The 13,068-nt window shown below is 38.1% G+C and carries 5 protein-coding genes; 1 reads left to right on the top strand and 4 read right to left on the bottom strand.

The window, feature by feature from the left end:
- Window positions 1–371 precede the first annotated feature (371 nt).
- The 3 genes from ACKPEB_RS07555 to ACKPEB_RS07545 all read right to left on the bottom strand — a co-directional run bounded on the left by ACKPEB_RS07555 (window position 372) and on the right by ACKPEB_RS07545 (window position 7,502).
- Window positions 372–1,871: an RAMP superfamily CRISPR-associated protein gene (locus tag ACKPEB_RS07555; RefSeq protein ID WP_408964257.1), complete on the bottom strand. Its 1,500-nt coding sequence runs from the start codon at window positions 1,869–1,871 to the stop codon at window positions 372–374.
- A 211-nt stretch (window positions 1,872–2,082) separates the two neighbouring features.
- Entirely contained in the window at window positions 2,083–5,559 is a 3,477-nt protein-coding gene (locus ACKPEB_RS07550; RefSeq protein ID WP_408964255.1) for a GAF domain-containing protein, read from the bottom strand.
- Window positions 5,560–5,588: 29 nt separating this feature from the next.
- The gene (locus ACKPEB_RS07545) at window positions 5,589–7,502 is read right to left on the bottom strand and encodes an AAA-like domain-containing protein (RefSeq protein WP_408964254.1); all 1,914 of its coding nucleotides are present in this window, start codon (window positions 7,500–7,502) and stop codon (window positions 5,589–5,591) included.
- Between the two features lie 227 nt (window positions 7,503–7,729).
- On the opposite strand from ACKPEB_RS07545, the gene ACKPEB_RS07540 reads away from it, so the two are divergent.
- The gene (locus ACKPEB_RS07540) at window positions 7,730–10,255 is read left to right on the top strand and encodes a GAF domain-containing protein (protein WP_408964253.1); all 2,526 of its coding nucleotides are present in this window, start codon (window positions 7,730–7,732) and stop codon (window positions 10,253–10,255) included.
- 78 nt (window positions 10,256–10,333) lie between these two features.
- Here ACKPEB_RS07540 and ACKPEB_RS07535 read toward each other — a convergent pair whose 3' ends face one another.
- On the bottom strand, window positions 10,334–13,039 hold the full coding sequence (locus tag ACKPEB_RS07535) for a DUF3536 domain-containing protein (RefSeq protein WP_408964252.1): 2,706 nt from the start codon (window positions 13,037–13,039) through the stop codon (window positions 10,334–10,336).
- Window positions 13,040–13,068: the final 29 nt, after the last annotated feature.

Here is a 13,068-nt window from a genome sequence, read left to right as displayed (position 1 = left end):
CCTTTTCTTCCTAATAGAAGTCGCTACAGGTCATCTTCATCCAACATAAGGTCTGGATCATTAGCCGCCATAGCGAGTTTCAACACCTTTTCTTCCTAATAGAAGTCGCTACTATTGCTTGTGCTAAAAAGCGCAAAGCTTTCCTTAGTAAGTTTCAACACCTTTTCTTCCTAATAGAAGTCGCTACCCCTCTATTCTACAACCTAGACGGGGCAATCTATCCAGACGCCGTTTGCGAGGCTCAGAAAAATCATCCCCTCAAACCCGATTTTCCCCAACATCCAAAACGCCACAACCCTTACCCAGAGCAGCAGCGAGGCTCCCAACAGCAGAATCGACATTACAGCCATTTTCCCTCAGCCTCGCAACACTCAACCATAAATTTTTCTAAACACCAAGTTAGGCAAACTTTTCTCCACATTCGGATCAAAAACCGTCACCAAACAAAAACCCGAATGTTTCCGCACCCCATACCCCGAAGGTCGGTGATTAGAACTCCCGCACCAAACCGGACGGTTAGCCGCCTTAGTGCTACACACCCCATGCACCAACTTTTCCCAGGCGTCCGCTTCCCCCCGCCAAATACTGTAAATGCGTCCCGGTTGCGGCGTTTTAGTCGGTTGAAACCCCCAAACTTTCGCCAGTTGACGCACCTGCTGATCAATACTGTCGCTAAGTTGCTTTAAATAAGAAGCCGGATCACTCGTAAACCCAGAGTCCGACACCAACTGTGTCACGGTAAATTCACTCCCGCGAAACCCACCAAAACGCTCTAAACGATGGGGAGGACGTCGCCAACCGGGGCCAAGTCCCCCCAAACGACTGGCTAAATTTAATAAATCTCCCACTAATTGATAATATTCGGAGTTACAATCCACATTAATAATCCAAGTTTCATGGGCCGTTTTAGCCGGAATATTCGCATAACCATTTCCCCCTGAATTTCCCTGAACTCGATACAGATAACTCGTTAACCGCAACTTCGCTAAAGTTCCCAACCCTCCAAACAATTTTTCCGTTAAAAGTTCGGCCTGTTTCCGGGGTAAAAAATCCAAAGCAAAACGGATAAAATAACCCCTTAAAGTCGCTCGTAAAACTTGCGGGCTCCAGCGATATTGTCCGGTTTGTTGTTGATTATGCGATCGCACACAAGGTTTCATTCCGGTTAAATGCAATTCCCATTTTCCCGTCGGAACACTTGTCGCTAACCGTCCAAAACCCGAAGCCGTCCCCCGTCCTATTCCTCGATGTTCTAACATTTCCTTGAGGCGAATTTCTAACCACGTTTTTTCCGCAGGTTTCGGGGGATTTTTTAATAAAACTTGTAAGCGAAAGCGATCAGGATTTGGATGGGGAGGTTTAGGAGAAACTTGCCATTGTAAACTCAATTTATTACTTTTTTGATCAAAAATTTGCCATTCCTGTTGAGCATACAGAGGAAAAGCTTTTAAATCTTTCAATAAAATACTTTCAAACCGAATTTTTAGAGGTTGCCAACCGTTTAAATTGGGTTCTAAAAGGGTTAACCAAAATTGTTGTTCTTCCGTTGGAATTTCTGACCAAATGGTTCTAATATATTTTAATAAAGAACCCCGCACACTGGAACCCGGAATATAGGGAACGCCGCCAATTTGTGCTGGTAAAATTCCGCCTTCTGGAAAACTTCCTCCCCCGACTTGAATGGGACTAAGAATCTGTAATCTATCTAATTTTACCGTAAAATTTTTACCCGCCTCTGGGTAAATTTTCCCATTCCAAGCGTCTCGGACTTCAGGTATATCCACTTGATTTGCTTTCGGTGTCCAGCCTTTTTCTTCTCCCTCTTGAAGCTCGTACCATTTGGGTAATTCCGTCGGTAAAGATGATGGCATAATATTAACCTCAAATTGCCATATTTTTTATTATATAATAATATTGTCTAAATTCAACATTCAATCTAAAAATTCGTAGGGGTTGGGTCTCCCAACCCTCTTGGTACTATTGGGGTTATAAATTGATTGGAAGGGCGAGAAAACCTCGCCCCTACGGGGAAATCATATATTAATATTAATATTGGTGGTGCGTGCGCTTTGATCAAGCACCCTACGGGGTTTTGTTTAAGATGTGGGGTAAATCAATTCCGACTTGATTATTAAAAATCTCCATATATCTTAAATCTCGTTCATCAAAACTGACTTTTAAATAATCAGGAATATCATGACTATTTGGGGGGTTATAGGGGGGATAATCTCCGGGTTTACGTTTATTGAGTAATTGCGTTACCCCTAATAATTCCCCATCAAAACTTAATATAGGCATACATAATAAACTACAGGTGCGATAACCGGTTTCTTGATCCGTTTCTTTAGCGGTTTTGGACTCAGGATGATCATAGACATCAAAGGGAATCATAATCGGTTTTTTGGTATAGGCAACTTTCCCCGCAAATCCTTCATTTTTATAGATATAAAAGGTTTCTAATGTGCCATCCTTGCGAGGTATTTTAGTCCAAAGTTTATCAGGATCAACAGCATCTACTAACCATAAGGTACTGCGGTCAGCATTCGTTAATTTTTTCGCCGATTCTATCACCGTATACAGAATTTTTTCAGGATCAAAGCCAATTTGACGCACAGAATTAATCGCCGATCTTAAAGTATCAGTAGCCCGTTGTTTTTGTAGGGTACTAATTTCTTGATGGAAAGATTGACAACCTTCTAATACTTTTATAATAAATTCGGATCGTTTCTCTAGTTGTTGTCCATCTTCAGCCGTAAATTCTTCTTGATTAATTAAATTAGAATTTAAAACAAAATTATCCCTTAATTTATTTAAAAGACGAATTACTGCAATGACTTGTCCTTCAGAATTCATACAAGGAAAAAATAAAGCATTTTGTATATTTTCTCGTAAGGGCGATCGCACTCCAATTTGAAACCAAGGATCATCTAAATTAGAAATTGAGTTGAGAATTAAAGCTGAACCGAATGTTAATAGTTGTTGAGTTAAATTAACATCTGCACTAATAATCAGTTCAATCAGATTATTAGAATTATGAACATCAGGAATGATTGACCAAAACTCTCGTTTATCTTTATTAAAAATAAAAATATCAGTTTGAGCCACAGTTAATAATTTACTAATCGATTGCATCATGAATTCTAAAATATTATATAACGTGCTATAAAGTTCTTCATCTCTTTGACTTCCTACCGCTTGACTTAAGATAGCTAGGGTATGATAAACCACTTTTTGCGATTGAAATTCCGCTAATTTTTTTAAGCGTTCATGAACTTTTGCATATTGTAAAATCACCCCGACTCGTTCATTAAAAACCTGCATAGACTGGTGATCATTTTTATCAAAACTCGCTTTAAATTTTTCCGGTGCTTGGGGCCACAAAGCCGGGTTATAATCAGGATAATTACCCGGATTCAATTTATTAACTAATTGAGTCACTCCTAAGAGTTCCCCATCGGGATTTAAAACAGGCATACATAATAAACTACAGGTGCGATATCCGGTTTCTAAATCCATTTCTTTGGAGGTTTGAGAATCAGGATGTTGATAAACATCAAAAGGAATAATAATGGGTTCTCTCGTTTGTGCCACTTGACCTGCAAACCCTTCATTAATATGAATTTGTTTTTCAGTTAAAGTGCCATCCATTTGTCGAATTTTTGTCCAGAGTTCCTGTTTTTCTTCATCGACTAACCACAAGGTACTACGGTCAGCATTCATTAAGTTTTTAGCCGCATCCATCACCCGTTGTAAGATTTCTTTGGTATCTAATTGACTCCCATCTAAAGAGCGAGTAGCTTCTGCTAAAGCGGCGGTTGCTTGTAATTTGCGGCTGGCTTGGCGGCAGGATTGACAACTTTCTAAAAACCGCAGAATATGGGGGGCAAATCGCGTTAATTGTTCTTCATCAACTTGGGTAAATCCATCTTCATGAATTCGTTTAGATAAAGGCTCAGATTGAAATAAATTTGTTGTTAATTTATTAAGTAATTGAATGACCGCCACCACTTCATGAGATTGATTACAAATCGGATACACTAAAATATTATAGGTTTTATAGCCATATTTTTGATCATTTAATTTAACTAAAGTTGAACGGGGATCATCATAAACATTCCGAGGAATATTAATAATTTGTTGGAGTTTTGCAGCTTCTCCAGCAAAACCTTCTCCCAGGGGAACTTGAATATTAAGAAATTCATTACTTTGATTTTCAGCCACTAAAGACCAAAGTTCGGTTTTTTCTGGGTTTAAAAGATAAATTGTAGCGCGGTCTGCTTTTAATAAATCCCCTAATTTTAGGGTAATTTGTCGTAAAACTTCATAAATGACTTCATCGGAACTGGTGCCCTCTGCTACTCGACGAATTTGAGTTTCTAAGAGTTGATCTTTGAGTTTTGCTAAAGCTTGAATAAATTCGGGTTCAATTAATCCAAATTCATCTCGTAACTCTGTTAAAGCTTTTTGACACCAACTCGCATTAAAGACTTCTTGATAAATCCGGTTTCTAATTTGTAAGGTTCCTTCTTGTTTCGTGACTAAACCGGATAACCGCAGTTCCATTTGTTCTAGGCTATTATCCGCTAAAATTTGACCTTTTTCGAGAATTTTTTGATATAATTGTAATAGCTGAATACTTCGATTTTTTTGTCTTAAAATTCGATCTCGAATCGTTCTTAAATGTTCAGGTTCGTCTTGATGTTCCCAGTTTTTTATTAGGTGCGATCGCACCAATTCCTCAACCCATTTCGCCTCAAAACCCAGAGGAATATTATTGGAGGATTTAACAATTAATTTACAAATTTTTTGAGTTAAAAACGGTTGTCCAGATGTCCAACTTAAAACCGCATCTAATAACGCTTGGGGACGTTCTGATTTAACTTTTAATCCTTCAATCATAGGCTGTGCTTCTTGGGATTGAAATCCATGTAATTCAATACCATAACCACAATCAAAGGGTAAACTATTATAGTTAGCATCTTTCATCAAATCATAGGGAGAAGCAACCCCTAAAATGGCAAAGGTTAAGCGGTTATATTCGGGGAGATCGGCGCGTTTATTATAACAAGATCTGAATAATCCTAAAAATTCATTAGCTAAGTCGGGTAATCTTAGTAAACTATCAATTTCATCAATAAAAATAACAATATTTTTTTCAGCCAATACAGAATCTTTTAATAAAACATCATGAATAAATTTATTAAAGCGATTCATCGGGGATAAATCAGATTCTCGGCATCCTTTTTTAAACAGAGAAATTGCTTCTAATAGATTAAAGCTTTCAGCTAAACTATCAATAATATCGGCATAAAATTGTTGACGAGTTAAGTCAGAACTAATAATCGCTGTTAAATCAATCGAGGCACAAGCAACCCCCTGATCTTGAAGTTTACGCATGGTTTTAACGCGCAAACTAGATTTTCCCATTTGACGACAAGTTAAGACATAACAAAACATTCCTCCCATCAGTTGATGATATAATTCATGATCGGCTTTTCTCCAAACGTAAGTTGGAGAATCTGGGGGTAAACTGCCGCCAACTTTATATTCATAATTCATAGATTATCTCCCAATTTTAAAGAAACTTTTTAATCAATTGCTATCTGATAAACCTGCATAGAACCAATACCTTTTAACTCTCTAAATTCACTCTTAATAATATTCAAAGCCAGATGACGTTTAACGGCTTCATAAACCATTGAAGAAATACAAATTCCCTTGGGAAAAGCTTCCACTTGTAGACGTGCTGCAATATTAACTCCATCTCCATAAACATCATTGCCATTAAAATAAACCTCGGCAACATGAATCCCAATGCGATGTTCTAAAATCGCATCCAAGGGTAATTCCTTAGCTGCTTCCGTTAAGGTTTTTTGGATTTCTTGAGCACATTGAACCGCTTTAACAACGGAAACAAAATACATCAGTAACCCATCTCCTACGGATTTTAAAACCTGTCCTTCAAATTGTTGACATAATCGAGTCATTAAATTCAAATCTCGAAAAACGGCTGCTAAGGTTGGTTCCTGATTTTGATGATGTTTTTGCGCTGAATCTTTGACATCTGTAAACATAATAGCAGCTAAAATATTCTTCGTTTGTTCGGGAATAATTTCTAAGGTATCTAACCGTTTTTCTCCTGATGAAACTGTTGGGATACAAGATTTTAAACGATCTCGAAAATATTCTCGATATAATTTTTTTTGAATTTCAACTTGATTTCCTTGCAAATAAACTAACCCCATACTATTGAGATCAAAGGCTAATTTTGATTTTAACTCAATGGGTTGTTCCGATTCCACAACGGTTCTAAATGCTTGTGCAAGTTCAGGATATTTTTCTAAATTCCAAAGATGTAATCGTAAATAATCGGCATAAATTCCCGTATCTTTGGGAGCATCTTCTAAGATTTGTTTTAAACTCATGTTTTCCCGCACCATTTTATAAAACGCTACCCGTAATAAATGGGGATGTCCTCCCACCATTTCCATCAGTTGTTCAATTTCTGAAGCCGTTAATTGAAACCCATGTTTACGAGCGAGTTCTTGCACTTGTTCCCCATTTAATTCGGGAAGTTTGGCATCTAATCCAACATTAAAGGGAGATTGATGAATATCTAAAGGAATATAAACCTCTGTCCCGTGAGAAATGACTAAACGTAGGTTTTGCCAAATTTCAATTTGTTTTGATTTTTCATGCCAAGCTCGGAGTAAACCAAAGAAATCATCCGCTATTTTTTCATGTTGAAAGATTCGATCAACGGCATCCAATCCTAATACTAAGGGTTGCCCTAATTGCGGCAATAAATACCGAGCAAAATAGTTTGTACAATTATTTTTACTTCCTAATTCTTCATCCCAATATTGATTCAGTTGCATCGGAAGTTGTAAATCATCAGCTACCATCGCACAAAACCGTCTTAAAAATCGATTCAAATCGGCAAATACTTCATTATCTGTTAACTCAAAATTGACCACAACGGTACGACAACCTTGGTTTTGAGCATGGTTTAAAAGTCTCGCCATTAAAGAAGTTTTCCCCATCTGTTTTGGAGCTTTAATCCGAATTAAACTTCCGGGTTTAACAATTTCTTCATAAGCTTGAGATTCAATGGGAGGACGTTCAATATAAAAAGGAGAGGATAAATTAACTTGACCACCGGGTAATTCTAATTGGAAATTAAGGGTTTGATTAGATTGTTCTAAACTTGAATTAGAGTTAGAAAAACCATTTTGTTTTTTTAATAATCCTTGTAATATTAAGCGAACGGTTTTAATCCCAACTCGTTCTCCTGTGACATCTGAAAGTAGTTTCCATAAATTAGGAGCTAAGATGGTTTGAACCGTATTTTCACTATAGCCAGTGATGCGAATTTCCTTGAGTTTAGAACCCAGTAATGCTTGTCTGAGGATCGCTTCTTGAACTTGATCCAATGGGTTTTGAGTCTGATTAATAACCAGATGTTTTGCAAATTTAATTAGTTCTAAGACCTCTACATCCATGATCAGGCCCTCTTGGTTGCCTTTTTTCTTTTAACATACCATGAATTTTATGAATTTTATGAATTTTATGAATCATTAAGACATCCTGATCATGAGAATCTTGAATTTTATGATTTTTTTTTGATGAAGAATTCGGCTTTTATTTTCTGCAAATGTAAATATACTAGATTTAGAAATATTTAGCTAGGCTTCCTACTTCCTTATTTTTTGTTAATCAGGGTAAAACTATGAACCTTTCCAATCAAGTTGCTTTATCTCCACAAACCTTAAGCATTTCAGAGTTTATTGCACCTCTGACGCCCAGCAATTTTCGCACGGAAATAAAGTCTGTTGAGCAACAGCTTAAAACCGTTTACCAAACTCTAACAATGTTGCGGGTCAGTAATCATAGTTTTGAAGTTTTTCTCAATGAAATGCTCAATGCTATTACCTTAAAAATTGGAGAACTTTTAGGGGCGGATCAAACCACTGTTTTTTTACTCGATGAAGACCAAAACGAACTCTGGTCATTAGTAGCTAAAGATGAAGGAAAAAGATCGTTAGAAATTAGAGTTCCCTTGAGTCAAGGCATTGCGGGTCAAGTCGCTCGTTCAAAAAAAAAGATTAATATCCCGTTTGATTTTTATGAATATCCAGAATCGGCTTCTGCCAAAGCTTTAGATCAAAAAAATGGGTATCGAACCTATACAATGTTAACGTTACCTTTATTAAATGAAGAAGGAAAATTAGTCGCCGTTGTCGAACTTTTAAATAAACTTAAAAAATATGGTCATTCGGGTTTAACCTTGCAAGAACGGATTGATTTGACTGGGTTTAGTACCCAAGATGAAACTTTATTTGCTGAGTTTTCACCGTTAATTAAATTAATTATTGAAATTTCGCAATCCTTTTATAATGCTACTCAAAAACAACGGGCAGCAGAAGCGTTATTAGAAGCAACTCGTTGTTTAGCATCGAGTCGTTTAAACCTGGAAGAAACCCTAAAACGGGTGATGAATGAAGCTAAAAAATTAATGAATGCGGATCGCAGCACTATTTGGTTATTAAATGATGAAAAAACCGCATTATGGGCTAAACTTCCTCAACAGGATGGTACGTTAAAAACCACTACGGTTCAAGTCGGACAGGGGTTCGCTGGCATGGTCGCTCAAACGGGTAAACCTGTTAATATTGCCTTTGATTTATACAATCATCCTGATGCAGAAACCTCGAAAACATTTGATCAAACAAATGGGTATCGCACTTGTAGTTTATTGTGTATGCCTGTATTTAATGCTGATGGAGAATTGATTGGGGTGACGCAGTTAGTTAATAAATGCAAACAGGGGGATTTTCCGAATTATGATCCTGCCAATTGGCCGAATGCACCTGAATGTTTTAAAGCTAGTTTTAACCGCAGTGATCAAGATTTTATGGAAGCATTTAATATTCAAGCAGGAGTTGCAATTCAAAATGCTAAACTCTTTGAAACGGTTAAACAACAATATGCTAAAATTCAACAACAAGAACAAATGCAACGGGATATGCTCCGTAGTTTAACAAACGGTGTGATTTCGACCAATTCCCAAGGTGAAATTATTGCAGCAAATCCTAGTGCTAATCGATTGTTAGGAGTCAGTGAAACTGACTCCTTAGAAGGCAAATCTATTTTTGAATTAGTGCGCTTGAAAGGTGCTGATTTTCCGAATTGGTTTAATATTGCTTTAACCGGAAATAATGAAAAATCCCGTCAACAATTTTATCCTGATCAAACCTTAATTTCTGGTCAAAAATCTGAATCCAGTGTGCATTTATCGATTAATTCTATAGCCGACGCAGGAAACCAACAGAATATTTATGGGGCATTAGTGGTAATGGATGATATTAGCGATGAAAAACGTCTAAAAAGTACCATGTATCGCTATATGACTCAGGAGTTAGCTGAACAATTATTAGCCAGTGGAGATGCTAAATTAGGCGGTGATCGCAAAGAAGTTTCTGTGCTATTTTCTGATATTCGAGGTTATACAAATCTTGTCGAAAGTATGGACGCAGAAGCCGTTGTTGGGATGTTAAATGAATATTTTAATGTCATGGTTGAACCGATTTTTAAGCATAAAGGAACCCTGGATAAATATATGGGGGATGCCATTATGGGGGTGTTTGGTTCACCGATTCCTTTAGAAGATCATGCCTGGAAAGCGGTACAAACAGCCTTAGATATGCGGTCAGCTTTGGTTAACTTTAATCAACAACGAATCGCACAAAAACAATCCCCCATTCGCATTGGAATTGGGATTCATTCAGGAAATGCAATTAGCGGAAATATTGGTCATTCTCGACGGATGGAATTTACAGTAATTGGAGATGATGTTAATTTAGGTTCTCGGTTAGAAGGGACAACTAAACGCTATAATTGTGATATCATTATTAGTGGCAGTACCTATCAATTTTGTGCTGATCAATTAATAGTTCGAGAGTTAGATATTGTTCGGGTTAAAGGTAAAACTCAACCCGTTTCTCTCTATGAATTAGTCGGGGAAAAATCGGCTATTATTTCTGATCAAAAACTTGAAGCGATCGCTTTTTATGAAGCGGGACGCCAAGCTTATCTCAACCGAGATTTTACCACTGCATTAAGTAAGTTTGCCGCCGTATTATCTTTAACTCCTGAAGATTCTGCCGCTACCCTCCATATCCAACGCTGTCAACATTGGTTAAAAACATCGTTACCATTTGATTGGGATGGGGTAGAAAATTTAACCGAAAAATAATCTGTAGAGACGTTGCATGCAACGTCTCTACGGGGAACGAATGCGTAGCAAACATTTAAACGCGATTTCTGCTAACCCTCAACCCAAAAGATTTAACCATTCTTCAACCTGAATCTTTAGGGTTTGACCTAATTGTAACAAGCGACGAATGGAGTGGAGTAGCCCCGTATTAGATTCAGGATTAATTTGAAGGTTAATCATTGAATCTAGCAAACTATTTTCTAATAGTTCAAGATAGGTTTTCTGCTGGTTTCGTTGTAAATATCCCAAACACAATGGAATAATATAAGTTTTCAGATATTGAAAATATAATTCCTGGGCTTGGTTTAAAGAAACCCCTAAATTCAATTGCTCACTCAGTTGAATTAACCGTTGCAAATTTTCGACATCCTCAGCAATTGTTGTTAGATCATTATCCTGTAATATTCGCCAGAGACAGTGAATAATTAACCGTTCAAAACTTTCTGTCACCTCTGAATGTTGCAGACGACATCGTAATAATTGCGCTTCGGCGGCGATCGCTTCTAATTCTCCTAAATGATTAACACTTAATCGCCCTTCGCTGCTTTCTGATTCTAAGGCGCGAACACTGGTTAAAAACCGATTTCCTAATGCCACTTCTGTCGCCACTTGTAACTCAGGGGGGACGGCTAATTCATCTCGATGAAATGCCATCATAATTCCATAATTATCTCGATAAACCTGAGTATACAATTGATCCAAACGAGTTAACGTTTCTTGGCATAATAACCCCATAATTCGCTGCCGTTCTTCAGGAAATAAATCTCGTAAACTAAAAGCATTATCTCCAAAGTTCTGAACTAATCGTAACATTAAATTGGAAGCACTTGCTTCCTGTAATGCTTCAAATAACCGATGTTTTAATTCAAAATAAGCTCGTCGTTCACTAAAAGGTTGAATACAACAATGGAAATCCCACCCCCCTAAATGCAGAACTGCAAAGATAAAATGGGTTTGTTCCCGTGTAATTTCTGACACTAATAACACTTCACCCACTGCCAAACTTAAAGCACCCATGCGTTGTATTTGATAGTCTAATTGTTGGGCGTTATAACAATAGATTGGTTGTTCCCGTTGATAGGTAGTAAATAATGAGGTAATGGCATAATGGGCGGCAACTTGTTTTAAACTAATTCGTGCCGTTGCCACTAATTGATGATAAACTTCATCCCCGGTTTTGAATAATTCAACGTTACTGGGTGCCAAAGCTAAATTAAAAATAAATTCTGCTTCTAAGTCTACCCCCGCCACTTCGGTTGCTAATTCAATAGCCCGACTCGCATACCGTAAAATTTGTGTGCCTTCGGGTCGAGATAATTCTTCAAAAAACCAGCCACAACTGGTAAACATTAACAGACAATGACGCTGCATTTCTAATAGTCGTAAAGCGTCTACTTGTTCTGCATGAGTCAATTCATGGGTTTGATGTTGGGCAAAAAAAGCATTAATATTAGCATCGGAACGATCCCGAATCACCTCAATATAATCATCCCTGGCTACCCAAGGATCATGGAAAAATTGACAACCATATTGATCATAAATTTCGATTAAGCGATCGCGTAATCCATTTAACGTATCCCGTAGGGGACGACGCCACTGTTGATGCCATCCCCCTCCAGAAGCACAGCCACAGTCATCCTGCCATCGGTCTACCCCATGACTACAACTCCAGGCCGTCAGGGGTTTGAGTTCCACTTCCCAAGTCGGAGGATGTAAACTTAAATAATGGGCAAAATTCGTCACTGTCCAGCCATTCTGGGGAAATTCGGCGACAAAGGCATAAGCTAAACATTTTTCGGTTCCCCCCTTATGGTGGCCAAAGGTTTCGCCATCGGTCGCCACAGAAATTAATTGACTCGGACGATGATCGCCGCGCACCGCTTGACGAATGCGTCCCGATAGATGATGGGAACTATTTAAAACATCATTAAACCCCATATCACGGGAGATGGGGCCATCATAAAAGAAAATATCAAGATAACGAGATTTGTCTTGGCTTCCGGTTGGGTCGGGAAGATAACAACGATAGGGACGGGTGGGATCAATTTGACTTCCCCCTACTTCCAGCCATTCTGGTTCGGGACAGTCCGAGGTCGGGAACGGCCGACAACGTTGGGCTTGAGAGGGGGCTAAAATGGTAAAGCGAATGCCTTCATTAATTAATGCTTCTAAGGTAGCATAATCAACGGCCGTTTCTGCTAACCACATTCCTTCGGGATCACGACCAAAACGAGAGCGAAAATCCGCTTTTCCCCAACGAATTTGGGTAGATTTGTCTCGTTCATTGGCTAAGGGTAAAATAATATGGTTATAAACCTGGGCGATCGCATTTCCATGTCCATTTAAGCGTTGACAACTTTTGCGATCAGCTTCTATGATTTTTTGGTAAACTGACTGATCATAACGTTCTAACCAACTCATCAGAGTCGGGCCGATATTAAAGCTTAAATATTCATAATTATTAACGATTCCCACCACTTCCCCGTGATCATTAAAAATCCGAGCAAAGGCATTGGGACGATAACATTCATGGTGAATTCGTTCATTCCAATTATGATAAGGTGCGGCACTGGATTGACGTTCAATCACATTAAGATAGGGATTTTCACGGGGAGGTTGATAAAAATGTCCGTGAATAGTGACATAAACTCCGGTAGCGGTGGGTTGGGGATCAAATTCAAGAGGTTGAGGTGATTTTGACCCCGCCAGATTTAGGTTTGTATCAGCAATTTCAAACGTTGGAGAATTCGGTGTAGAAACCATGCAAGTGTAATCCTATAAAATAAAAACAA

The sequence above is a fragment of the Planktothrix sp. genome, assembly GCF_046067725.1.
Lineage (GTDB): Bacteria > Cyanobacteriota > Cyanobacteriia > Cyanobacteriales > Microcoleaceae > Planktothrix.
Note: the sequence above shows the minus strand (reverse complement) of the source record. Positions and strands in the feature narration are given on the sequence as shown.

Coding starts and splice junctions, on each gene's coding strand:
- ACKPEB_RS07550 (WP_408964255.1), bottom strand. CDS start 5,559: ATGAATTATGAATATAAAGTTGGCGGCAGTTTACCCCCAGATTCTCCA.
- ACKPEB_RS07535 (WP_408964252.1), bottom strand. CDS start 13,039: ATGGTTTCTACACCGAATTCTCCAACGTTTGAAATTGCTGATACAAAC.
- ACKPEB_RS07545 (WP_408964254.1), bottom strand. CDS start 7,502: ATGGATGTAGAGGTCTTAGAACTAATTAAATTTGCAAAACATCTGGTT.
- ACKPEB_RS07540 (WP_408964253.1), top strand. CDS start 7,730: ATGAACCTTTCCAATCAAGTTGCTTTATCTCCACAAACCTTAAGCATT.
- ACKPEB_RS07555 (WP_408964257.1), bottom strand. CDS start 1,871: ATGCCATCATCTTTACCGACGGAATTACCCAAATGGTACGAGCTTCAA.